General features: G+C 71.1%; 19 protein-coding genes. 13 read left to right on the forward strand and 6 right to left on the reverse strand.

The features are described 5' to 3' along the window. Window positions 1-7: 7 nt before the first annotated feature. Together ACFZCD_RS13775 and ACFZCD_RS13780 are read left to right on the forward strand one after the other, a co-directional pair. Window positions 8-1,459, forward strand: coding sequence for a gamma-aminobutyraldehyde dehydrogenase (locus ACFZCD_RS13775; protein WP_391830236.1), 1,452 nt, complete (start codon window positions 8-10; stop codon window positions 1,457-1,459). A gap of 484 nt (window positions 1,460-1,943) precedes the next feature. Beyond that, window positions 1,944-3,131 carry a spermidine/putrescine ABC transporter substrate-binding protein gene (locus ACFZCD_RS13780; protein WP_391830238.1) on the forward strand — a complete coding sequence of 396 codons (1,188 nt, stop codon included), beginning with the start codon at window positions 1,944-1,946 and terminating at the stop codon, window positions 3,129-3,131. Between the two features lie 38 nt (window positions 3,132-3,169). Here the strand turns inward: ACFZCD_RS13780 and ACFZCD_RS13785 are convergent, their stop codons facing one another. Both ACFZCD_RS13785 and ACFZCD_RS13790 read right to left on the reverse strand, forming a co-directional pair. Further along, window positions 3,170-3,883, reverse strand: coding sequence for a glycerophosphodiester phosphodiesterase (locus tag ACFZCD_RS13785; protein WP_391830240.1), 714 nt, complete (start codon window positions 3,881-3,883; stop codon window positions 3,170-3,172). 35 nt (window positions 3,884-3,918) lie between these two features. Then, window positions 3,919-4,941 carry an adenosine deaminase gene (locus tag ACFZCD_RS13790; RefSeq protein ID WP_391830242.1) on the reverse strand — a complete coding sequence of 341 codons (1,023 nt, stop codon included), beginning with the start codon at window positions 4,939-4,941 and terminating at the stop codon, window positions 3,919-3,921. Between the two features lie 456 nt (window positions 4,942-5,397). Between ACFZCD_RS13790 and ACFZCD_RS13795 the strand changes: the two genes are divergently transcribed. Next, window positions 5,398-5,958, forward strand: coding sequence for a DUF4190 domain-containing protein (locus ACFZCD_RS13795; protein WP_391830243.1), 561 nt, complete (start codon window positions 5,398-5,400; stop codon window positions 5,956-5,958). On the opposite strand, the gene ACFZCD_RS13800 is transcribed toward ACFZCD_RS13795, so the two are convergent. After that, on the reverse strand, window positions 5,901-6,554 hold the full coding sequence (locus ACFZCD_RS13800) for an NADAR family protein (RefSeq protein ID WP_391830245.1): 654 nt from the start codon (window positions 6,552-6,554) through the stop codon (window positions 5,901-5,903). The two genes, ACFZCD_RS13795 and ACFZCD_RS13800, sit on opposite strands and share 58 nt — an antisense overlap. Window positions 6,555-6,657: 103 nt before the next feature. On the opposite strand from ACFZCD_RS13800, the gene ACFZCD_RS13805 reads away from it, so the two are divergent. Next, window positions 6,658-7,167 carry a DUF4190 domain-containing protein gene (locus ACFZCD_RS13805; protein WP_391830247.1) on the forward strand — a complete coding sequence of 170 codons (510 nt, stop codon included), beginning with the start codon at window positions 6,658-6,660 and terminating at the stop codon, window positions 7,165-7,167. A gap of 277 nt (window positions 7,168-7,444) precedes the next feature. On the opposite strand, the gene ACFZCD_RS13810 is transcribed toward ACFZCD_RS13805, so the two are convergent. After that, complete coding sequence (locus ACFZCD_RS13810) at window positions 7,445-7,885, reverse strand: phospholipase (RefSeq protein WP_391830249.1); 441 nt, start codon at window positions 7,883-7,885, stop codon at window positions 7,445-7,447. A gap of 1,475 nt (window positions 7,886-9,360) precedes the next feature. Here ACFZCD_RS13810 and ACFZCD_RS13815 point away from each other — a divergent pair. From ACFZCD_RS13815 to ACFZCD_RS13835, 5 genes are all read left to right on the forward strand, one after another. Next, window positions 9,361-10,524: an ABC transporter ATP-binding protein gene (locus tag ACFZCD_RS13815; protein ID WP_391830251.1), complete on the forward strand. Its 1,164-nt coding sequence runs from the start codon at window positions 9,361-9,363 to the stop codon at window positions 10,522-10,524. Further along, window positions 10,524-11,444, forward strand: coding sequence for an ABC transporter permease (locus ACFZCD_RS13820; RefSeq protein ID WP_391830253.1), 921 nt, complete (start codon window positions 10,524-10,526; stop codon window positions 11,442-11,444). Before ACFZCD_RS13815 ends, ACFZCD_RS13820 begins: the two co-directional genes overlap by 1 nt. Further along, complete coding sequence (locus ACFZCD_RS13825) at window positions 11,444-12,271, forward strand: ABC transporter permease (protein ID WP_391830255.1); 828 nt, start codon at window positions 11,444-11,446, stop codon at window positions 12,269-12,271. The genes ACFZCD_RS13820 and ACFZCD_RS13825 overlap by 1 nt, the downstream gene beginning before the upstream one ends. 4 nt (window positions 12,272-12,275) lie before the next feature. Beyond that, complete coding sequence (locus ACFZCD_RS13830) at window positions 12,276-13,688, forward strand: NAD(P)/FAD-dependent oxidoreductase (RefSeq protein WP_391830257.1); 1,413 nt, start codon at window positions 12,276-12,278, stop codon at window positions 13,686-13,688. A 255-nt stretch (window positions 13,689-13,943) separates the two neighbouring features. After that, the gene (locus ACFZCD_RS13835; protein ID WP_391830259.1) at window positions 13,944-14,405 is read left to right on the forward strand and encodes a hypothetical protein; all 462 of its coding nucleotides are present in this window, start codon (window positions 13,944-13,946) and stop codon (window positions 14,403-14,405) included. On the opposite strand, the gene ACFZCD_RS13840 is transcribed toward ACFZCD_RS13835, so the two are convergent. Together ACFZCD_RS13840 and gabT are read right to left on the reverse strand one after the other, a co-directional pair. After that, window positions 14,332-15,369, reverse strand: coding sequence for a phosphatase PAP2 family protein (locus tag ACFZCD_RS13840; RefSeq protein WP_391830261.1), 1,038 nt, complete (start codon window positions 15,367-15,369; stop codon window positions 14,332-14,334). The two genes, ACFZCD_RS13835 and ACFZCD_RS13840, sit on opposite strands and share 74 nt — an antisense overlap. 103 nt (window positions 15,370-15,472) lie before the next feature. Further along, entirely contained in the window at window positions 15,473-16,822 is a 1,350-nt protein-coding gene (gene gabT, locus ACFZCD_RS13845; RefSeq protein WP_391830263.1) for a 4-aminobutyrate--2-oxoglutarate transaminase, read from the reverse strand. Window positions 16,823-17,119: 297 nt separating this feature from the next. Here gabT and ACFZCD_RS13850 point away from each other — a divergent pair, with 297 nt between their 5' ends. From ACFZCD_RS13850 to ACFZCD_RS13865, 4 genes are all read left to right on the forward strand, one after another. Then, window positions 17,120-19,411 carry an ATP-binding protein gene (locus tag ACFZCD_RS13850; RefSeq protein WP_391830265.1) on the forward strand — a complete coding sequence of 764 codons (2,292 nt, stop codon included), beginning with the start codon at window positions 17,120-17,122 and terminating at the stop codon, window positions 19,409-19,411. Between the two features lie 100 nt (window positions 19,412-19,511). Then, entirely contained in the window at window positions 19,512-21,167 is a 1,656-nt protein-coding gene (locus ACFZCD_RS13855; RefSeq protein WP_391830267.1) for a PucR family transcriptional regulator, read from the forward strand. Window positions 21,168-21,482: 315 nt separating this feature from the next. Next, a complete protein-coding gene (locus ACFZCD_RS13860; RefSeq protein ID WP_391830269.1) occupies window positions 21,483-22,928 on the forward strand; it encodes an aldehyde dehydrogenase family protein in 1,446 nt (481 codons plus the stop codon). Between the two features lie 206 nt (window positions 22,929-23,134). Further along, window positions 23,135-24,094: an NADP-dependent oxidoreductase gene (locus tag ACFZCD_RS13865; RefSeq protein WP_391830271.1), complete on the forward strand. Its 960-nt coding sequence runs from the start codon at window positions 23,135-23,137 to the stop codon at window positions 24,092-24,094. Window positions 24,095-24,193: the final 99 nt, after the last annotated feature.

The following is a 24,193-nucleotide window of genomic DNA, read 5'->3' on the forward strand; positions in this document are numbered from 1 at the left end:
GGCAGCCATGACCACCGAGCTGCGTCGTCTTCGCAATTTCATCGACGGGGAGTTCCGGGACGCCGCCGATGGCCGGACCACCGAGGTGGTCAACCCGGCCACAGGCGAGGCGTACGCCACCGCTCCGCTGTCCGGCGCCGCGGACGTGGACGCCGCCATGGCCGCGGCCGAGGCCGCCTTCCCCGCGTGGCGTGATCTGGTGCCGGGCGAGCGCCAGAAGGTCCTGCTCAAGATCGCGGACGCCATCGAGGCGCGTGCCGAGGAGCTCATCGCCGCCGAGTCCGAGAACACCGGCAAGCCGCTGGCTCTCACCCGCACCGAAGAGGTCCCCCCGATGGTGGACCAGATCCGCTTCTTCGCGGGCGCCGCGCGGATGCTGGAGGGCCGCTCCGCCGGCGAATACATGGAGGGCCTGACCTCCATCATCCGGCGCGAGCCGATCGGCGTCTGCGCGCAGGTCGCCCCGTGGAACTACCCGATGATGATGGCGGTGTGGAAGTTCGCCCCGGCGCTCGCCGCGGGCAACACCGTCGTCCTCAAGCCCTCGGACACCACGCCCGCCTCCACGGTCCTCATCGCCGAGATCATCGGCGGCGTGCTGGAGGAGCTCGGCCACCCCAAGGGCGTCTTCAACGTCATCTGCGGCGACCGGGAGACGGGCCGCCTGATGGTCGAGCACCCGGTGCCGGCCATGGCCTCGATCACCGGCTCCGTGCGGGCCGGCATGCAGGTCGCGGAGTCCGCCTCCAAGGACCTCAAGCGCGTCCACCTGGAGCTCGGCGGCAAGGCCCCCGTCGTCGTCTTCGACGACGCCGACATCGCCAAGGCCGTCGAGGACATCGCCGTCGCCGGCTACTTCAACGCCGGCCAGGACTGTACGGCCGCGACCCGGGTCCTCGTCCACGAGTCGGTCCACGACGAGTTCGTCACCGCGCTCGCCAAGGCCGCCGCCGACACCAAGACGGGGCAGCCGGACGACGAGGACGTGCTCTACGGGCCCCTCAACAACGCCAACCAGCTCAAGCAGGTCGCAGGCTTCATCGAGCGGCTGCCCGGCCACGCCAAGCTGGAGGCCGGCGGGCACCGGGTGGGCGAGAAGGGCTACTTCTTCGCCCCGACCGTCGTCTCCGGCCTCAAGCAGGACGACGAGATCATCCAGCACGAGGTCTTCGGCCCCGTGATCACCGTCCAGTCCTTCGCGGACGAGGACCAGGCCGTCGCGTACGCCAACGGAGTCGAGTACGCGCTGGCCTCCTCGGTGTGGACGAAGGACCACGGCCGCGCCATGCGGATGTCCAAGAAGCTTGATTTCGGCTGCGTGTGGATCAACACCCACATCCCGCTGGTCGCCGAGATGCCGCACGGAGGCTTCAAGAAGTCCGGATACGGCAAGGACCTCTCGGCCTATGGCTTCGAGGACTACACGCGCGTCAAGCACGTCATGACGTCGCTGGACTGAGGGGGAGGGGGTGGGGGCGGGCCGGCGGCCTCATGCGGCGGGCGGGACCGCCTCATGCGGGAAGCAGCGCCCGCCTCATGCGGCAGGTGACCCGCCCCGTGCGGCGGGCCGGCCCCGCCTCGTGCGGCCAGCAGGCCCCGCCTCATGCTGTGGGCGGGGCTGCCTCATGCCGGCAGAGGGGCCCGGCCCACCGCTGTAGGGCACCGCACTCATGGTGCAGGGGCCCTCGCGCCCCACGCGCTGTACGGTCCGCAGCGCCCCACGCCGAACGGCCGAGGTGGCCTCATGCCGGAAGGCACGAGGCCACCTCGCATGCCGGCACCGGCCCGCACCAGGCACTCGTTTCCGGTGCAGGCCGCCGCCTGCCGGGCGCCGGTATCATCGACGGCTGGCCGTTCCCGGCCGTCAGGCTGTCGGGAAGTGCGGTCGTCTCCCGGACAGGCCGTACATTGTCCGCGAAGATCCGACCCACCATGCTGCCGGAATGCGAGAGAAGCCCGTGAAGCCCCTGTCCCGCCGGTCTCTGCTGCGCGCTCTGGGCGCCGGAGCCGGGGCCGCCGCGCTCGCCGGATGCGGCGTGCCCGCCGCGTACGTCGAGCCGGCCGACCGGGCCGCCCGCGACCGCTCCGGCAGCGACAAGAGCCTCGTCTTCGCCAACTGGCCGCTCTACATCGACGTCGACGAGAAAGACCCGCAGAAGCGCCCCACGCTCGACGCTTTCGAGAAGTGGAGCGGCATATCGGTGAAGTACACCGAGGAGATCAACGACAACGACGAATTCTTCGGCAAGGTCAGCCCGGCCCTGATGAACCATCAGGAAACCGGGAGGGACCTCATCGTCGTCAGCGACTGGATGGCATCCCGCTACGTGCGCCTCGGCTGGGTCCAGGAGATGGACCGCTCGCGCCAGCCGAACGTCGACAGGCACCTCGACCCGCTACTGCGCAAGCCCTCCTTCGACGCCGGCCGGCTGCACACCGTCCCGTGGCAGTCCGGCATCACGGGTATCGCGTACAACCGCAAGAAGCTCGGCCGGGAGATCCGCCACACCTCCGACCTGTGGAAGGACGACCTGCGCGGCCGCGTCACGCTGCTGGCCGGCATGGACGAGGCGTACTCGCTGCTCATGCAGGGCAACGGCGCCGACGTCACCCGTTGGACCGCCGACGACTTCCACACCATGACCGATCAGTTGCGCCGCCTCGTGCGCCAGCGCCACATCCGGCGCTTCACGGGCAACGACTACATCAAGGACCTCTCGTCCGGTGACGTCCTCGCCTGCCAGGCCTACTCCGGCGATGTCATCCAGCTCCAGGCCGACAACCCCGACATCGAGTTCGTCGTCCCGGAGGAGGGCGCCGAGCTGTGGGCCGAGAGCCTCATGGTGCCCAACCTCGCCCGTCACAAGCGCAACGCCGAAGCACTCGTCGACTACTACTACCGGCCGGAGGTCGCTGCACAGGTCGCCGCCGCGGTCAACTACGTCTGCCCCGTGCCGGCCGCCCGTGACGTCCTCGCCTCCTCCTCGGACAAGGAACTGGCGGCCCTCGCCGAGAACCCGCTCATCTTCCCCAGCGATGACATGCGTAAACGCCTGGCGACGGCGCGTGACATGACCGCGAGGGAGCGGCCGGGCTTCACCAAGGAGTGGAACGAGATCGTCGGTCTCTGACCGGCTCCGTGCGGCGGCCCGTCGCCGGCCGCATCCACTCAGCTTGTCAGCAGCGAGCGAAGAGTGCCCACCCGGTTGGTGGTGATCGCATCGACGCCCGCAGCCAGCAGCCGCCTCATCGTGAACCGGGTGTCTGCTGTCCAGGCCGACACCAGCAGCCCGTCGGAGTGGTTACGCGCGACTAGCTCGGGGCTCACCAGCCCGAAGCGGTAGTTCAGCCAGCGTGGAGCGATTGCGGCGAGCAGGGCACGGCGCGGCGGCATCAGCGTCGTCCACGTCAGAGCAGTCTCCGCGTCCGCGTCGGCTCGGCGCACCGCCAGCATCGATGCCGCGCCACCGCAGTAGTACACGCGCTCGGCGGCCCCGCTCGCGTGCACTGCCGCGACCGCAGCCTCGGCGGCCGACGCGTCCGGCAGGTCGATGAACAACCTCGGCCCCGTGTGCCCCGCGCCGAGGTGCAGGGCCTCATGCAGGGTGGGTACGCCGCCACTGGTCAGCTCCCGCAGCTCGTCCGCCGAGAGCGAGCCGAGGACCCGCGTGAGGCCCCACAAGCGCTCCAGCGTCGCATCGTGCAGCAGCACGGGCACACCGTCGCGCGTGAGGCGGACGTCGACCTCCACCGCCCCCGCGCCGGCCTGCAGGGCAGAGCGGATCGAGGGGAGAGTGTTCTCCCGGAACCGGTACGGGTCGCCGCGGTGAGCGACGGCGGTCACGGTGCGGGCTTCCACGGCAGGGGAGTTCGGGCTGGGCATGGGGCCATTGTCGCCGGGCCGCGCGCCTGTCGCCGTCAGCCCCGCCAGGCGGCGGTGTACGCGTCGATCTCGGCCCTGAGCGCGGCCTTGGCCACCGGGTCCATGAACGACGCCTCCACGGCGTTCTTGGCAAGCCCGGCGACGCCCGCAGCGTCAAGGTCCAGCAGACGGGCGGCGACACCGTACTCGCGGTTGAGGTCGGTGCCGAACATGGGCGGATCGTCGCTGTTGACGGTCACCAGGACGCCCGCGGCCACCATCTCCTTGATGGGGTGCCGGTCCAGGTCGGTCACGGCGCGAGTGGCCAGGTTGGACGTCGGGCAGACCTCCAGCGGAATGCGGCGTTCGGCCAGGTGGGCCAGCAGATCCGGGTCCTGCGGGGCACTGGTGCCATGGCCGATGCGCTCGGCGCGCAGATCGACGAGGGCGTCCCAAATGGTCTGCGGGCCCGTCGTCTCACCGGCGTGGGGCACGCTGTGCAGCCCTTCGGCGATGGCGCGGTCGAAGAACGGCTTGAACTGCGGCCTGGGCACCCCGATCTCCGGCCCGCCCAGCCCGAAGGAGACCAGCCCCTCGGGCTTGAGCTCACAGGCGATCCGCGCGGTCTCCTCCGCGGCCTCCAGCCCTGCCTCGCCGGGGATGTCGAAGCACCAGCGCAGCACCACGCCCAGCTCCGTCTCGGCGGCCTTGCGGGCGTCCTCGATGGCCTCCACGAAGGCGGCATCGGGAATGCCGCGCCGGGTCGAGCTGAAGGGGGTGACGGTCAGTTCGGCGTAGCGGATGTTCTGCCGCGCCATGTCGCGTGCGACCTCGTACGTGAGCAGCCGCACGTCCTCGGCGTCGCGGATCAGGTCGACGACCGAGAGGTAGACCTGGATGAAGTGGGCGAAGTCGCGGAAGGTGAAGAAATCGGCCAGTGCCTCGGGATCGGTGGGCACGGGCGAGTCCGGGTGGCGGGCGGCGAGTTCGGAGACGATACGGGGAGACGCCGACCCGACGTGGTGCACATGGAGCTCCGCCTTCGGGAGCCCTGCGATGAACGAGTCGAGTACGGACATGCGTGCCTCCATGGCGCGGTCGGCTGGAGCCGGTCGACAGGGTGCCGTTCATCGTATGCGGGACGTGCGCTGCCGTTGTGCTCAGGCCTTAGCATGACGGGGTATCTAGTGGGGAGGACTATGTCCGACAAGGCCACCGGGGCCGACGAGCAGCCGGAGCCGCGGGACCCCGATCCCTGGACTCCGCCGCAGCCGCGGATATCCCTCGACAAGCCCGCTTCACAGCCGGGCGAAGCAGGCTCACAGCCGGCACTCGGGCAGGACGCCGGTGCCGGCCCTGCGCCCCATGCGGCTTCTGCGCCTCATGCCCCTGCACCGTCGGCGCCTCATGCGGCCTCCGCGCCTCATGCCGCTGCATCACCGCGGCCTCATGCGGAGCCTGCGCCCCATGCCATGTCCTCGCCTCATGCGGCCCCGGTGCCGCCCCCCGGGCCGGCCCCGGACACCGTTCCTCCCGTGCCCCTCGCGCCGACCGGGCCGGGCACCCCCAGCGCGTACCGGAGCCCGTACGACCAGACGTCGTACGGAATGCCCAATCGGTCCTCCGCGGCCCCGGGCGCTGCCCCCTACGGCATGCAGACGCCACCGTACGGTCAGGGCCTCTACGGGCCGGGTGCCTATCAGCCGGGCGCGTACGGCTATCCGGCGGCACCGTTCTACATGCCGCCGGCGCCCAGCAACGGCCTGGGGCTCGCGGCCCTCGTGCTCGGCATCGTCGGCACGGTGCTCGCGCCTACAGTCGTCCTCGGAGCGGTGCTCGGCATCCTGGCGGTCGTCTTCGGCGCCGTGGGCCGGGCGAAGGTCCGCAAGGGGGAGGCCACGAACCCGGGACAGGCGCTCGCGGGGTTGATCCTCGGGGGCGTGGGGCTCGTCGTCACCGTCCTGATGGTCATCGTGTACATCAACATCGATGTCGACGACAGCGACGGCCCGGCCCCCGACGAGGATCCCGGAGCGACCTACGGCGCATACCTGTCGGCGCCGGTGCTGGTCGTGGACCGCTCGGCCAGCCGCTGACGCGCCTCCATCAGCGCGAAGCCGAGGAGGTTGTCGCCCTGCCAGCGAGCCGGGTCCTGGGCCCGCTCGTCGTCGGCGGCGAGTCCGATGCCCCAGACCCGGTCGAGCGGGCTGGCTTCCACCAGGACCCGGTCTCCGGTGCCCAGCAGGTAGGCGCCCAGTGCAGCGTCCTGCGCGAACTTGTGGACGCTGCCCTCCACCACCAGGTCGAAGCGGTGGCGCCGCCATGTCTCCTCGTCGAAGCCGCGCACCTTGCGTCCTGCGTCCTTCGCCTGCTTCGGATGCGAGGCCGCGATCGCCTCAGCTTCCGCCTCTTCATCACTGAAGAGCCGGGCCTTGCCGGCCATCATCCAGTGCTCGGCGGTGGCGTAGACGGTGCCGTCCACTGTGAACGGCGAAGACCACCACTGACTGAAGCAACCCGCTCCTATGCTGCCGTGCCGCCGCGGCTGATGCCCCCAGAAGCAGACGTACTTGAACTGTTCCCCGCGGGCGACCGCCGCCGTCAGTTCCGCAACCGATCGCGGCCCGTCCGCCTGCCGCTCCGTGCACTGCCCCATGCGCTCGTATCCCCGCTCGTCCCCGTTGATCTTCATGGGCGCCATTCTGTCCTCTTCGCCGTCCCCCGAACTCGGCTGACCGTGCCCGACCGTTCCCCATAGCATTGCCGGACGCAGTTCAACGGAGGGGACATTTTTCATGTCTGACTACAACCAGAATCCCTATGGGGCGCCGCAGCAGCCGCCCCAGCCGCCCCCGGTGCCGCCTCAGCAGCCCGGCTACGGCTACCCGAACCAGGCCCAGCCGGTGCAGAGCGGTTACCCCGGGCAGAGCGGTTATTCCGCTCAGGCGCCGAGCGCCTATCCGGCGCAGAGCAGCTACCCCTCCGCACCGCCGGTCCAGGCCTACCCCGCAGGCGGCTATGCGGGCCCCATGCAGCCCAGCAACGGCATGGGCACCGCCGGCCTCGTCTGCGGCATCATCGGCGCGGTCTGCAGCCTCCTCGTGTTCCTGTGGTTCTTCGGGCTGATCCTCGGCATCCTCGGCATCATCTTCGGCGCCGTCGGCCGCTCCAAGGTCACGAAGGGTGAGGCGACCAACCGGAGCGCCGCGACCACCGGCATCGTCCTCGGCATCGTGGCCCTCGTGCTCCCCGTGCTGTGGTTCGCCTTCTTCGCCAGCCTCCTCGGCATGGGTGCCAGCTTGTAACCCCGGCCGTCAGCTCCAAGCCGCAGTGCCGGACCTCGCACACGCGCTCAGCAGCATCGGCTGAGTCGGCACCGCGGCCACCCCTGCCTACGTGCAGTGCCCCTGTACGGGGCGTTCGTTCGAAGGATCGCCGACCCGGTGGTGTCCGTCCGGCTCGGCGACCCTTTCGACCCCCGCGACGGACCTCGGCTCATATACCCCACGCGGCTGTCGTGCACTGCTTTCTTCCCGGCCTGACGACCTGTTCCGAATTCGGTTGGCCGGTGACCGGCCGGGTTCAGGGTCCGCCGTGCTCGCGGACCTTCCCGTAATAGACCCGTGCCCAGTACTCGCAGCTGCCGGTTTTTGTCTTCGCCAGGGTGCGGCAATAGGTGTACAGATCCGCCTTGAAGTTGTTGTCGATGGCGAGGCGCGTGTCGTGGCCGAAGCGTCCCTGCTTCTTGTAGTTCCGGTAGCCGAAGTCGTGCCGCTGGCACGACGGAAGGAAGTTGAAGCCCATGGGGCGGTCCGGCGCCCAGGAACAGCCGTCGGATGACCAGTCGAGCTTGGCGGTATGCCCGGCATCATCGCGTACGGACTGGAACTGCTTCATCGAATAGGTGAAGAGCAGCTTGTCGGTGTATGTCTGGAGCGGAGGCTTTGGTGACGGTTTGGCGAGGGCTGGTTCGGCTGCGGCTCCCACGAGTAGTACGGCGCCCAGCGCCGCGATAGTCGTCACCATTTTTCTGTAGCTCACTATTTCCCCCGTTTGGCGCCGCGAGCGAGCCCGTGCTGCCCGCTCGACCCTCCGTGTGTGCGTACGCACGGGGAGCAGGTTGGCAGGTTCATGGTCAGACGATCAATGTGGACCGTGGAACCGTTGCGTAACCAAAAGGAAACAACGGAATCCCTTGTTCAAGTCGCCAGGCTCTGTCAGGATCCTCGCTCAAAGTCCGTCGCGGCTACGGAAAGAGCACCTGCATGGAGCGCTACCAGCCACGTACCGTGCTGAACCCTCGTGCCCTGCCGCACGCGGGAAGGGAAGGAACGCTCGCCTACGGCGGGTACGCCGCCCCGGCAGGCTGTGGCATCCCGCCTGCGAGGCGCCCGGATGCCGCCCTGGGCGCCTGCGGGAACCGCTCCACGCGGGATCGGGTCCCCGCCTTCTCCGCGGGGACCGAGAGCATCGACCTCGGTCCGGGTAGCAAGGGGCGCCCCATGCTCAACCACTTCCGGCGCCGGACCGGCAACCATGTAATGTCCCCCGAAGGCATCAGAGGCAGCGTCGAATTCTTCGGAGAAGTCGACAATCAGCTCGCCGCCGATAACGGCTTAGGCCGGGACCTGATCTGCGTCTCCGACCGGACATCCGGCTGCATGCTCAAGCGCGGCTGGGCCTGGCGGTTCGCCCTAGCGCACCTTCCCGGCGCCTATGGCAACCTTTTCCCGGGCATTCCGGAACCCCGGGCGCTCGCATTCCCGCCCCTGGGCCGGCATTCCTGCCGTCATCGCCCACCCTCGCAAATCCGCCGGTGGCCGCAAGGCCGACCCGATACCCCAGCTTCCGGAAGACCGCCCGGCTCAAAGGATGCTTCGGCCTCCTCCCCGAAATGCGGGACACGGTCGGACCCACCCTCCTCGGTATGGGAAAACAGCCGTGAAAACGTCACCGTCGGCGAATGTGCGGCGGCCATCCCCCGCCTGCGCCGGGCGCCCGGCCGCGGTCAGATCCGCCGCTTACCGGCAACGACCACAGGACTGACCTCAGCAAGGACGGCGTCGCCGTATGCACCGCCCGGGCGGGAGACCGCGTCCGGTTCCAGGCCGGCGACCTCGACATCCAGTGCGCAACCCCGAACTCGGACCACACGCTTTCGAGCGACAATCTTCTGGTCCCCTGCAACGCACGCCCCAGAGGAACGCCGAGCGCCTCATCGACTACGACGACCACCGGCCCGAGGCCGCCCCACAGCTCGCGCCGCCGGTGGCTGCCTGATCATCTCCGGCTAGGCGGTACACCGGCGAAGGCTCGCTCCTCCGCTCCCCGACCGCCGCCGAGGAGAAGGCGTCCGGGGCGGCTGTCTGCAGGTACGCCGGCGCCTGGACCGCGGAAACGGCGACCGGCGCGGCGCCCGGCCCCGGACATATGAGAACGTACGCGGCTGTACGTGCCGTACGCGCTCACGCCCCTCGAGACCCCTGGATCCAAGCCCCATGACGACAACCGCCCCGACCGACAGCAGCAGCGGCACGGACGTCCGCCTCACCGCCATCAGCAAGAGCTACGGTGCCTTCACCGCCGTACAACCGCTCGACCTGTCCGTCCCCGCCGGCTCCTTCTTCGCCCTGCTCGGCGCCTCGGGCTGCGGCAAGACCACCACCCTGCGCATGATCGCCGGTCTCGAGCAGCCCACAACCGGCACCGTGGAGCTCGCCGGCAAGGACGTCACCGCCCTCCCCCCGCACAAGCGCCCCGTCAACACCGTCTTCCAGAGCTACGCGCTCTTCCCGCACCTCGACATCTACGAGAACGTCGCCTTCGGTCTTCGCCGCCGCGGCATCAAGTCCGTCAAGAAGCAGGTCGGCGACATGCTCGACCTCGTCCAGCTCGGCGACTTCGCCCGCCGCAAGCCCCACCAGCTCTCCGGCGGCCAGCAGCAGCGCGTCGCCGTCGCCCGGGCCCTGATCAACCACCCACAGGTCCTCCTGCTCGACGAGCCCCTCGGAGCCCTCGACCTCAAGCTGCGCCGCCAGATGCAGCTCGAGCTCAAGCGCATCCAGACCGAGGTCGGCATCACCTTCATCCACGTCACCCACGACCAGGAGGAGGCCATGACGATGGCCGACACGGTCGCGGTCATGAACGCCGGCCGGGTCGAACAGCTCGGCGCCCCCGCCGACCTCTACGAGACCCCCCGCACCACCTTCGTCGCCAACTTCCTGGGCACCTCGAACCTCATCACCGCCGAGGTCCTCGACACCTCCGGCGAGAACCTCGTCCTGCGCGCCGCGGATACCAAACTCGCCCTGCCCCGTGCGCGATGTACCGTCGCCCCCCATGCGGGCGGGAAGCTCCTCGTCGGAATACGACCGGAGAAGATCACCCTCACGCATGCCGACGACGCCGGCACCATCCCCGAGGGGCGCAACCGCGTCCACGGCCGCATCACCGCGTCCAGCTTCATCGGCGTCTCCACCCAGTACCTCGTCGACAGCCCCGCGGCCACGGGCCTTTCCGTCTACGAGCAGAACATCGAGCGCGACTCCCGCCTCGCGCCGGGCACCGACGTCGTCCTGCACTGGAACCCCGGCCACAGCTTCGGCCTGGACGCCGCGCAGAGCATCGAGGCCGGCACGGACGCGGGGGAGGGCACCTGATGGCACTCGTCACCGACAAGCCCCCCGCGCCCCGTGCGGCTCTCCGCACGGCCGCACGGGGCAGGAAGCTCACCCCGTACTGGCTCCTGCTCCCGGGCATCCTCTGGCTGCTGGTCTTCTTCGCCGCACCGCTCGTCTATCAGGCGTCCACTTCCGTACAGACCGGCTCCCTCGAAGAGGGATTCCAGGTCACCTGGCACTTCGCCACGTACTGGGACGCGCTGACCGAGTACTACCCCCAGTTCCTGCGCTCCGTGGCCTACGCCGCGACCGCCACCGCGCTCTGCCTGGCCCTCGGCTACCCGCTCGCCTACCTCATCGCCTTCAAGGCCGGCCGCTGGCGCAACGTCCTGATGATCCTCGTCATCGCGCCGTTCTTCACCAGCTTCCTGATCCGCACCCTCGCCTGGAAGACGATCCTCTCCGACGGCGGCCCCGTCGTCTCGGCCCTCGCAAGCCTGCACGTCCTCGACGTCACCAACGCGCTCGGCGTCACCGAGGGACACCGAGTACTGGCCACGCCCCTGGCCGTCGTCTGCGGCCTGACCTACAACTTCCTGCCCTTCATGATCCTGCCGCTGTACACCTCCCTGGAGCGCATCGACGGACGGCTGCACGAGGCGGCCGGCGACCTCTATGCGCGGCCGCTGACGACCTTCCGCAAGGTGACCTTCCCGCTCTCCATGCCCGGCGTCGTCGCGGGCACGCTGCTCACCTTCATCCCCGCCACCGGCGACTACATCAACGCCGAGCTGCTCGGCTCCACCGACCAGAAGATGATCGGCAACGTCATCCAGTCCCAGTTCCTGCGTGTCCTGGACTACCCGACGGCCGCCGCCCTGTCCTTCATCCTCATGGCCGCCATCCTCGCCATGGTCACCGTCTACATCCGCAAGTCCGGGACGGAGGACCTGGTCTGATGTCTGCCCTGCCCACCCGTCCGGCCACTCTCGCCCGCCCCGTGCGATGGCTCCGCCGCAACCTCGTCGTGCTCGCGGGGCTGGCCACCCTGGCCTACCTCGTCCTGCCCAACGTCGTCGTCACCGTCTTCTCGTTCAACAAGCCCAACGGCCGCTTCAACTACGAGTGGCAGCGCTTCTCCACGGACGCCTGGACCGCCCCGTGCGGCGTCGCCGACCTCTGCGGCTCCCTCTCGCTCAGCCTGCAGATCGCCGTCTGGGCGACCCTCGGCGCCACCGTCCTGGGCACGGCTCTCGCCTTCGCGCTGGCCCGCTACCGATTCCGAGCCCGCTCCTCCGTCAGCACCCTGATCTTCCTGCCGATGGCGATGCCCGAGGTCGTCATGGCGGCCTCGCTGGCCACGCTCTTCCTCAACATGGGCGTCACCTTCGGCTTCTGGACGATCCTCATCGCCCACATCACGTTCTGCCTGAGCTTCGTGGTGACGGCCGTCAAGGCCCGGGTGATGTCCATGGACCCCCGCCTCGAACAGGCCGCCCAGGACCTCTACGCCACCCCGCTGCAGACCTTTCTGCGGGTGACCCTCCCGATCGCGGCACCGGGCATCGTGGCGGGCGCCCTGCTCTCCTTCGCCCTGTCCTTCGACGACTTCATCATCACCAACTTCAACGCCGGCTCGACTGTGACCTTCCCCATGTTCGTCTGGGGATCCGCACAACGGGGCACACCCGTTCAAATCAATGTCATCGGAACGGCGATGTTCGCCATCGCCGTGCTGTGCGTCCTCGCCGGTCAGCTGATCGGCGGGCGCCGAAAAAGGAGCTGAGAACATGGCCGCTCGTGCCATGAACCCTGTCCAAGCACTTTCCGAAGCCGCTCCCCGGCCCTACTGGCTCGACGACCCCTCCCGGCCGGAGGCGCTCCCCGCGCTCGTCGGCGACGAGCACTGCGACCTGCTCGTCGTCGGCGGCGGCTACTCCGGCCTGTGGACCGCGCTCCTCGCCAAGGAGCGCGACCCCGGCCGGGACGTCGTCCTCATCGAGGCCCAGGAGGCCGGCTGGGCGGCCTCAGGCCGCAACGGCGGCTTCTGCTCCGCCTCCCTCACCCACGGCTGGGCCAACGGCGCCGCACGGTGGCCGGACGAGCTCACCACCCTCCACAGGCTCGGCCTGCAGAACCTCGACGACATCGAGGCCACCCTCAGCCGCTACGGCATCGACTGCGACTTCGAACGGACCGGCGAGATCGACATCGCCACCGCTCCCCACCAGGTGCACGAGCTCCAGGAGGCCGCCGAGGAACTCGAAGCCCTCGGCATCACCGGCTACGAGTACCTCGACCGGAACGCCCTGAGTGCGGAGGTCCGCTCCCCGACCTTCCTCGCCGGTCTCTGGGACCGCGACGGGGTCGCCATGCTGCACCCCGCGCGGCTCGCATGGGGCCTCAAGCGTGCGTGCACGGAGCTCGGGGTGCGCATCTACGAGCACACGCCCGGCACCGAGCTCTCCTCCCGCGCCGCAGGCATCGCCGTCCGCACGCCCTACGGCCGGGTCTTCGCCCGCCAGGCCGCGCTGGGCACCAATGCCTTCCCCTCACTGGTCAAGCGCGTCCGCCCCTACATCGCACCCGTCTACGACTACGCCCTGATGACGGAGCCTCTGAACGCAGAACAGCTCGCCGCCATCGGCTGGAAGGGCCGGCAGGGGCTCGGGGACGCCGCGAACCACTTCCACTACTTCCGCATCACACCTGACCACCGCATCCTGTGGGGCGGCTACGACATCGTCTACCACTACGGCGGTGGCGTCAGGGACGAGTACGACCACCACCCGGCCACGTACCAAAAGCTCGCCGAGCACTTCTTCCGCTGTTTCCCGCAGCTCGAGGGCGTGCGCTTCACCCACAACTGGGGCGGTGCCATCGACACCTGCTCGCGCTTCTCGGCCTTCTTCGGTACGGCGCACGGAGGCAAGGTCGCCTACGCCCTCGGCTACACGGGGCTGGGTGTCGGCGCCACCCGCTTCGGCGCCGACGTCATGCTCGACCTGCTCTCCGGGGAACGCACGGAGCGCACCGAGCTGGAGATGGTGCGCAGCAAGCCGTTGCCGTTTCCGCCCGAACCGGTGCGCTCCATGGGCATCGGCATCACCCAGTGGTCGATGACGAGGGCCGACGAGAACGGCGGCCGCCGGAATCTGTGGCTCAAGGCGATGGACAAGGTCGGCCTGGGCTTCGACAGCTGACGCGGGGCCGGGCGCATGGGGCCGCCGGGTGCGGCCGCGCTGCATCGTGGCCTCATGCGCGGCCCTGGAGCCACGGCCTCATGCGCGCCCTGCCTGACCGCCCCATGCGCGGCCTCCTGGCGCACCGGAGCGCGCCGTCCCGCGGAGAGTGAACCCTTCACCTCCGCCCGGCCCGGAAACCCGCGTAATGATCCGCACTCCGCGGCCTCTCCATCCGTGAACGCAGAACGAGCGGACACGGAACGGAGGACTGCCATGAGTGACGAAGCGGGAAAACGGAGCGCGATGGAGTGGCTGGCGACGGCGGCGCCCGATCCGGGGACCTGCCGGTGGGAGTGGGAGCGCAACCCCCTCGGAGTGGCCTTGCTGCCCGCCGGCAGGCTCTGGGACGTCCTCATCCTCTCCAGCGAACTGGGCCGCCCCACGCTGGAGGTCCTGAGCCGTTGCACGGAGCGGGTGGGCCCTGTCCTGGCCGACTTCGGCGACTGCCGTATGGGCTTCTTCGTTCCTCCGGGCACTGCTGCCGGGTGGATCGCCACGGGGGTACGTACTGCCGGGGCCGGGAGCTGGGTCGTCGTGCCTCATCCCGGGCGTGCCGCCTCGGGCGTCCGGTGGGTGGTGCCGCCCGACGGCACGGGCACGCTCACCGACCCGGTGCTCCTTGAGCTGTCGATGCATGAGGCCGCTGTGACCCTCGCCCGCGAACGGGATGTCTGAGGGCCTGTGCCAGCCCCCACAGCAGCACGCCGGACAGGCACCAGGCACCCACCACGTCCAGCGGCCAGTGGTACCCGCATCGCACCAGGCCGGCCGCGACGCCCGCGTTCAGCACGAGGTACCCAATCGCCGCCCACGCGCGCGTGCGCGCGTGGAGGCCGCGGGGCCTCAGGCGGGAAAGGCACGCATGGGGCCGGACCATGGACCGGCCGGCATGGGGCGCTGTACGGGCCCCCGCCCTCGCACGGGGCGGCGCCGGGAAGACTCCGGCATGAGGCCGCGTACGCAACGAGGGGGCACGGGGCGGCAGGAGAAGCAGCACTGCAGCCCCGTACGCGACAGCAGCGGTGGCCGTATGGCCCGAAGGGAAGAAGCCGTCGTGCACTCCGGACGCCGCCATGGCGGGCGGCCCCGAGCGGCCGATCCAGGCCTTCAACGGCACGATCACGGCGGGCACGGCCGCCATGGTGAGAGCGGCCCATACGGCCGGCAGCCAGCGCCCGGGGCCCCGCCGAAGCAGCGCTGAAGCCACCATGGCGGCGATCAGCACGGGCACAGCGACCGAAGCGTTGCCGAGTTCGGCGAGGAACTGCGCGGCACCGCCGGGAAGGGACGAGCTCGCGACCGTACGGCCGAGGGCCTCGTCGGACGCCCGCAGGGGTCCCCGAGCCGCGACCTGCCAGGTGACCAGAGCGAGGAGCAGCGTGCACAGGGCGGGAAAGAGCCCGCGGACGAGGCGGCGCGATGCCGGCGGCCCCGGAACAGGGGGGGAGGTTCCGAGGCCGCCGTGGGGACCGGGGTGCCGCGCGCCCCGGGGGGTATGGGGCGGGCGGCCATCCGATCGGTGAGGATGTCCGGAGCGCAGGGCTCCAGTGGTGTGCGCGAAGGCACGGCCGGGTCGGCACTGGGGACGTACCGGCTCGGCTCCGTCCGCAGTCCCCTGCGGACGAGGTGTTTCTCTCATCTGCAGAAACCGTACGGCAGGCCGGGCGACCCGGACAGCCGGATCACCCGTCCAACACCCGCTCCGCACAGGTTCTTCACCCCTGTTCCCCCCTGCCGGCGCCCTACAGACGGGCGAAGGCGGCCTCGATGATGTCCAGGCCCTCGTTGAGCAGGTCCTCGCCGATGACCAGCGGCGGCAGGAAGCGCAGCACGTTGCCGTACGTGCCGCAGGTGAGCACGATCAGGCCCTCCGCGTGGCAGGCCTTGGCGAGCGCACCGGCGGCCTCCGGGTGGGGGTCCTTGGTGCCCGACTTGACCAGCTCGACCGCGATCATCGCGCCGCGCCCGCGGATGTCGCCGATGATGTCGAACTTCTCCTGCATGGCGGAGAGGCGGCCCTTCATGACCTCCTCGATGCGCTTGGCCTTCGCGTTGAGGTCGAGCTCGCGCATGGTCTCGATCGAGCCGAGCGCCGCCGCGCAGGCCACCGGGTTACCGCCGTACGTGCCACCCAGGCCGCCCGCGTGCGCGGCGTCCATGATCTCCGCGCGGCCGGTCACGGCGGCGAGCGGCAGGCCGCCCGCGATGCCCTTGGCGGTGGTGATCAGGTCGGGGACGATGCCCTCGTCCTCGCACGCGAACCACTGCCCCGTGCGGCAGAAGCCGGACTGGATCTCGTCCGCGACGAAGACGATGCCGTTGTCCTTCGCGAACTGCGCGACGCGCGGCAGGAAGCCCTTGGCCGGCTCGATGAAGCCACCCTCGCCCAGCACCGGCTCGATGATGATCGCGGCGATGTTCTCGGCGCCGACCTGCTTGGTCATGGCGTCGATGGCCTGGGCCGCGGCCTCCTCGGCGCAGTTCTCCGGGCCGGTGGGCCAGCGGTAGCCGTAGGCCACCGGCACGCGGTAGACCTCGGGGGCGAACGGGCCGAAGCCGTGCTTGTACGGCATGTTCTTGGCGGTGAGCGCCATCGTCAGGTTCGTACGGCCGTGGTAGCCGTGGTCGAAGACGACGACGGCCTGGCGCTTGGTGTACGCGCGGGCGATCTTCACCGCGTTCTCGACGGCCTCGGCGCCCGAGTTGAACAGCGCGGACTTCTTGGCGTGGTCGCCCGGCGTCAGCTCGGCGAGCTTCTCGCAGACCTCCACGTAGCCCTCGTAGGGCGTCACCATGAAACAGGTGTGGGTGAAGTCGGCGAGCTGCGCGACCGCACGGCGCACCACGGCCTCGGCGGAGTTGCCGACCGACGTCACGGCGATGCCGGAGCCGAAGTCGATCAGGGAGTTGCCGTCCACGTCCTCGAGCACGCCGCCGCCGGCGCGCTTGGTGAACACCGGCAGCGTCACGCCGACGCCGCCCGCGACGGCCGCGTTCTTCCGCGCCAGCAGCTCCTGCGACTTCGGGCCGGGGATCGCGGTGACGATACGGCGCTCCTGGGGGAGGGCCGGGCCTCCAGTCAGTTCGGTCATGAGGTGCTCCAGGGGGAGAGAACGGGCTTCAGTCGGACTTTTAGTCGCAGGCTAGGGGCGACAGCGGGGGTCGGGCATGTTCCGTTCGGGAGAAGTGGGCGCGTCGCGTTGTCCGTACCGGACATGGCGACCCGGATCGCGCCCGCCCGCACGTTCCCCGGGTGATCATGACAACGGCCCGGCCCGGGGCGCTGAACTCGCCGTGCCGGGCCACTAGATTGAGCTGCGGCGCGCACTTGGACGAGGTCCGCTCGGACGAGAGGCACGGAACCGGCCGGCGGGGGGCGAGGGGCAGCGATGGAGCACGAGGGCACGTACGACGCACCGGGCGCACGAGGCGGTCCGCCGCACGGGGCGGCCGATGCGGCTGCGCCGACGGCCGGCGCCCCGCCTTGGCCCCGTCAGCAGCCGGGTTCGCCGGAGCCCCCGCCCCCGCCCCATGCCGTGCCCCCCATGCCGCTCGGAGCACCCCCCCTCATGCCGCTCGGGGAGCCATCCTCCACGCCTGTGGAGGCGCCGCCTCCGCCCCGTACCGCGCCACAGCAGTCCGGGGCGGCGCACGGGGCAGCGCATGGGGCGGTCTCGCGCGAGCGGTCCCCGTTCCTCACCTGGCTCCGTGCCTCGCGCATCCCGGCCGGTCCCGGCATCTGGGCCTACGGCTACCGCCCCAAGCCGCCGGAGGAGCCGGACCGCATCCCTGGCCGGCAGCTCCTCAGCGGAGCGGTCATCGCCCTGCTGTGCGGCTGGCTGCTGGGATCTCTGCTGTGGAACGGCTACCTCGGTACGTACTGGGTCTGGCCCCTCACCGTCCTGACCCCCGATTCCTGGCACAAGGGCATGGCGGCGGTGTGGACCGCCTACATCTACTACGCCATCTGCCTCGGCGCGCTCCTCGTCGTCTTCGGCCGCCTGGGGCGCTGGCCCCAGGTCTGGAGGCGGTACGTCGCACCGCTCCTTTCGCGGCTGTGGGACGACGGCGGGGTGGTTCCTGCCGCTGTGGGCGGCTCCCGCCAGGACCCGGCCGACTGGCCGCAGCTGCGCGCCGGGGGAGCGCACGAGGCCGCGGACCGGCTCGGTGCGGAGGCCCGGGCCGGGCTGATGAACGACGTCGACCACTCGCGGATCGAGCGGGCCTGGCAGTCCGTACGCGTACAGCCGGGGCGGCTCGCCGCCTTCACCGAAACCGTCCTGCGGCACGGGGCGGCCGCCTGCGCGCATCCCTCCGGTGCCCGCGACCTTCCCGTCCGCGCCGCGCGCCACGACCTCGTCACCCGGCAGGTGCGCATCGGCACCGCAGTCGACGACGAACGCAATCCGTACGTCCACCGCGGTGCCGGTTGCGCCCTCGACCCCGGCCTGCTGGGCACGTCCCTGCTCGCCGTCGGCCCGCCCGGCAGCGGCAAGACGGACCGGCTGGTCCGCCCCGTGCTGGAGTCGCTGTGCCTGCAGGCCCTCGCCGGCCGGGCGGCCGTCGTGGCGGTCGGTGCGGCGGGGGCGGGGCTGGCGCCCGACGAGGCGTTCGACGTCGTGGTGCGGATCGGCCGGCAGGATTCCGCGTACGACCTCGATCTGTACGGCGGCACCGACGACCCCGACGAGGCCGCGGCCGTCCTCGCCGAAGGCCTCGTGGGCGACCTCACCGCCACGCTGCCGGGCGAAGGAGGCCGCCGGGCGGCGACGGTGCTGTCCCAGATCCTCGGCCCCTACCGGGCCGCCCACGGGCGTTTCCCGTCCGTCCCCGAACTGCGTGAGCTCCTGGACGGCTCGCCCTCCGCGGTCGGCGCCCTGCGCACCGCTCTCGCGGACACAGGACACGACGCACTCATCCGGGAGGTCGACGCACGTGAACGGCAGGCCCACCGTCCCGGCGACGCCGGCCCCATGCTCGCCGACCGTCTCGCACTCCTCGACCGCCCCGCCTTCGCCCGTTTCTTCGACACCGCGACGCCCTCCCGCACGTTCTCGCTGCGCGCCCTCGAGCACCCGCTGCGCGTCCGGATCGATCTGCCCGAGCGCGGGCACGCCGAGGCGTCGCGGATGCTGGCCAGGCTCGTCCTAGCTCAGTTCACGGAATGCGCGGTCGCCCGAGGGGACCGTTCCCTTTTCGCCTGCCTCGTCCTGGACGACGCCACCCATGCCGTCACCCACGAGGCGGTACGGGGCCTGGCGCGGCTCCGTTCCGCGAACGCCGGGGCAGTGCTCACCCTCCGCACGCTCGACGACGTGCCCGAGGCCCTACGCAGCGCCCTGCTCGGTGCCGTCGGCTGCCGTATGGCGTTCTCCGGCGTCACCACGTGGGACGGGGCGCGCTTCGCCGAGGTGTGGGGCAAGGAGTGGGTGGAGACCCGCGACGTCACCGACCGCCAGATCATCGCCCATGAGCCGCTGACCCGGGTCACCCATGTGGTGCGCAGGCTGGTCACGGGCCGCGCGGTCACGGCCCAGTCCGTGACGGTGCGCAAGGTGGAGCGGGAGCGCTGGTCCGCCTCCGAGCTGGCGCACGGTGTGCCCGCGGGGCACGCGGTGCTGTCCGTGACCTCCGTACGGGGCGCCAGTGCGCCTCCGGTGCTGGTCGATCTGCAGCGGTGAACCGGCTCGCGTTCCCCGCGATTGCTCCACTGAGGCAGAATCGGTCACAGCAGTTCATACGTGACGGCACCGTTGCCGCGACGCCCCCTCCGAAGGTGCCATGCCCCCGACGCTCGCTTCACTCGTCCACCACTCCGCGCTGAAACTCACCGTGCTCGCGGGGGAGGACCACCTGGACAGGCCTGTCCGCTGGGCGCACGTCAGCGAGCTGGCCGACCCTGTGCCGTGGATGGACGGCGGCGAGCTGCTCCTGATCACCGCGTTGAAGATCGACGCGGAGGACCCCGAGGCCATGCAGCAGTACGTCCGCCGCCTCGTGCGCGCCGGCGTCGTGGGCCTGGGCTTCGCGGTCGGTGTCAACTACGAGACGGTGCCCGAGGCACTGGTGGGGGCGGCGGCAGCAGAGGGCCTGCCGCTCCTCGAGGTGCCCCGCCGTACGCCGTTCATCGCCATCACCAAGGCAGTGTCGGCCGCCATTGCAGCTGACCAGTACCGGGCGGTGACGGCCGGCTTCGAGGCCCAGCGCGAACTGACCAGGGCCGCCCTCGGGCCGGAAGGCCCGGCCGCCCTCGTCGCCAGGCTCGCCGCGCACCTCGACGGCTGGGCAGCGTTGTACGACGCCTCGGGCGCCGTCGTGGCCGCAGCGCCCGAGTGGGCCGCGCGCCGTGCCGCGCGCCTCGGAGCGGACGTCGAGCGGCTGCGGGAGCGCCCCGCGCCCGCAACGGCAGTCCTGGGCACGGATCCCGCCGAGGAGGGAGCCGACCGGGTGGAACTGCAGTCCCTCGGCTCCGGGCGGCGCGCACGCGGAGTCCTCGCCGTCGGGACGGGCGCGCCTCTGGGCACCGCCGAACGCTACGCCGTGCATTCCGCCATCGCTCTGCTCACCCTCACCACCGAGCGCTCGCGGGCCCTGCAGGAGGCGGAGCAGCGGCTGGGCGCGGCACTGCTGCGCATGCTCCTGGCCGGCGAGCCGGACCACGCACGGGCCGTCGCCGGCGACCTGTACGGCGGCCTGCTGGACGCGCCCTTCCGAATGATCGTCGCGGAGGCGGTGGAGGCACCCGGCGATGCCGAGACTGCGGCCCACGACGGGGAGACCGAGGCCCCTGTGGACCCGCTCGCCGTGCTCGCGGACACCCTGGAGACGGCAGCGGGCAGGGTGGCGGAACCCCTGCTGATCGTCCCGGACGGCGGCCGGCTCGTCGTCCTGGCGCCCGACGGAGGAGCTGTGGCGGCCGCTTGCGGGGAGCACGCCCGCGCCATCGAGGAACGCCGCGGGACGAAGGCCCGGCCGCGGGACCGCAGCGCCTCGGCACCCGCCTGCGACCTCGTCGTCGGCCTTTCCGCCCCGGCGGGGCCCATCGCCGCCGCGGCAGCCTTCCGCCAGGCGGAGCAGGCGCTCTCCGTCGCACGCCGCCGCGGCAGGGTCCTCGTCGAGCATGAGGAGGTCGCCGCCGGCTCCGTTCTGCCGCTCCTCGCGGACGACGCCGTACGCGCCTTCGCGGACGGGATGCTGCGGGCCCTCCGGGAGCACGACGCCACAGGCCGTGGAGATCTCGTGGCCTCCCTGCGGGCCTGGCTCTCCCGCCACGGCCAGTGGGACGCGGCCGCGGCGGACCTCGGCGTCCACCGCCACACGCTGCGCTACCGCATGCGCCGAGTGGAGGAGATCCTGGGCCGCTCCCTCGACGACCCGGACGTCCGCATGGAGCTGTGGCTGGCCTTGAAGGCGACCTCGGCGCCAGGCCAGGAGTAGGGGCGGCTCAGGCCGCGGGCAGGACGGCCTCATGCCGGGCCCCATGCCTGCCTCCTCAGGCCCGGCCCCATGCGGCGAGGCCGTCAGGCCTCATGCGCTCCCACGGCCCCCGGAGCCAAGCTGAGCGCGGGCCCGAGTGAGGGTGGCTCTGGCCCAGGGAGCAGGAAGGCCGTGGAGCCTGCGAGAGGCCCCGCCTACCCCGCCATTGCGGTGCTCCCTCCCGGAGTACTGCTCCACCACGGACAATCGGCGTCGGGCCTGCCCGCCCCTACGGTGGGGGAGCAATATCCACACCACTTGGGAAGGGCCGGGATTGTGACTGCTCCCCACGCGTTCTGGCTGGCCGGCCGCGAGGCCACCGGCGAGGAGACCTTCGACGTCACGAACTCCTGGGACGGCCGTCTCGTCGGCACCGTGAGCGTGCCCACCGAGGCACAGGTCGAGGAGGCCGTTGCCGCCGCGCACGCCGTACGAGAGGAGTTCGCGGCGACGCCCGCCCACGTGCGGACCGCCGCCCTCGACCACGTCGCGAAGCGGCTCACCGAGCGCGCCGAGGAGATAGCCCAGCTCATCTCCGCCGAGAACGGCAAGCCCATCAAGTGGGCCCGCGGCGAGGTCGGCCGCGCCGTCTCCGTCTTCCGCTGGGCCGCCGAGGAGGCACGCCGCTTCAACGCGGGCGACGCCCAGCGCCTGGACACCGACGCCGGCGGCACCGGCCGCCTGGCGCTGACGCGCCGCTTCCCGCGCGGCACCGTGCTCGGCATCGCGCCGTTCAACTTCCCGCTGAACCTGAGCGCCCACAAGGTCGCCCCGGCGATCGCCGTCGGTGCGCCGATCATCCTCAAGCCCGCGCCGGCGACCCCGATCTCCTCCCTCGTGCTGGGCGAGATCCTGGCCGAGACGGACCTTCCGGCAGGCTCCTGGAGCGTGCTGCCGGTCCCGAACGACCGCATGCCCGCCCTCGTCCAGGACGAGCGTCTGCCGGTCATCTCCTTCACCGGCTCCGGCCCGGTGGGCTGGTCGATCCTCGACTCCGCCCCGCGCAAGCACGTCACCCTTGAGCTCGGCGGCAACGGCGCGGCCGTCGTCCTCGCCGACTGGTCCTCCGAGGAAGACCTCGACTGGGCCGCGCAGCGCATCGCCACCTTCTCCAACTACCAGGGCGGCCAGTCCTGCATCTCGGTGCAGCGGGTCATCGCGGACGCCTCGCTGTACGAGCGCCTCGTGCCCAAGGTCGTCGCCGCCGTCGAGGCGCAGGTCACCGGTGACCCGTCGGACGCCACGACGGACGTCGGCCCGCTGGTCAGCGAGGACGCCGCCAAGCGCGTCGAGTCCTGGGTGAACGAGGCTGTGGAGAACGGCGCCACTCTGCTCGCCGGCGGCAAGCGTGACGGCGCCACTTACGCTCCGACCGTGCTCGTGGACGTGCCGGCCGACGTGACCATCGCCTGTGAGGAGGTCTTCGGCCCGGTTCTCACGATCACCAAGGCCGAGGGCGAGGAGGCCGCTTTCGCCGCGGTCAACGACTCGCCGTACGGTCTGCAGGCCGGTGTCTTCACGCACGACCTGCAGACGGCGTTCCGGGCGCACCGCGCGCTGGAGACCGGCGGTGTCATCATCGGCGACGTCCCGTCGTACCGCGCGGACCAGATGCCCTACGGCGGCGCCAAGCAGTCCGGCGTGGGGCGCGAGGGCGTGCGCTACGCAATGGACGACTACACCTACGAGCGGGTGCTCGTCCTGACGGGCCTGGCCCTCTAGGAGGGGCCCCGCCCCTGTAGTCAGCAGAGCCCCACCGGACGGCCGAGGTGCGCAGCGAGCGCGCCTCGGCCGTCGGCGTTCCCGGGTCGGCCGCCTCGGCCTCGTGGCCCGATCTTTGCGAACCATGGCAGTCAGGCCACTCGTTGCCGTAAGCGATCTCCACGAGTCTGGGGACATCGAAAGGCACGACTGCAAGGAGCGACACCATGACCGCGACCCCCGCCCGCATGCTCGCCATCCGCCAGGAGACCGCCGGCGGCCCCGAGGTGATGGAACTGGTCGAGACCGACCGCCCCGTGCCGGGACCCACCGAGATCCTGGTGCGGGTGCGGGCCGCAGGGGTCAACCCGGTCGACTGGAAGACCCGGACGCGCGGCTTCTACTACACGGGCGAGATCCCGCCTTTCGGACTCGGCTTCGACGTCTCCGGCGTCGTCGAAGCGGTCGGCGACGGCGTGACCCTGTACGCCCCGGGCGACGAGGTCTACGGCATGCCGCGCTTCCCGCACCCGGCGGGCGCCTACGCCGAGTACGTCGTCGCGCCCAGTCGGCACTTCGCCCCCAAGCCCCGGGGCCTCGACCACGTGCAGGCTGCCGCCCTGCCCCTCGCCGCCCTCACTGCCTGGCAGGCCGTGGTCGACACGGCCGGGGTCACGGAGGGCCAGCGGGTGCTGATCCACGCCGCGGCAGGGGGCGTCGGCCACCTGGCCGTCCAGATCGCCAAGGCACGGGGCGCATACGTCATCGGCACGGCCAGCGCCGCCAAGCACGACTTCCTGCGCGGCCTCGGTGCCGACGAGCTCATCGACTACCGTGAGCAGGACTTCGCCGAGGAGTTGAAGGACCTCGACGTCGTCGTGGAGTCCATCAGCGGCGACTATCCGGCCCGTTCCCTGCGTACTCTGCGCCCCGGCGGCACGCTCGTCTCCCTGCTTCCTCTGGAGGAGCCGGTTCTGGCTGAGGCCCGCGACCGCGGCATCCGCGCTGCCCGCATGCTGGTCGAGCCCGACCTGGCGGGCCTGCGGGGCATCAGCGAACTCGTCGAGTCCGGGCGTCTGCGTACCGAGATCGCGGCTGTCCTGCCCCTCGCCGAGGCCGGCAAGGCGCACGAACTGGGGGAGACGGGTCGTACCTCCGGGAAGATCGTGCTGACGGTCGGCCACTGACCGTTCCCCAACCACCTGCCCTGCCTGCTCCATGCGCGAGCGACGTGGCCTCGTGCGCAGGGCTTGGGCGCCCCATGCGGACGCATGGGGCGCTCGGTA

The organism is Streptomyces sp. NPDC008001, assembly GCF_042958085.1.
GTDB lineage: Bacteria > Actinomycetota > Actinomycetes > Streptomycetales > Streptomycetaceae > Streptomyces.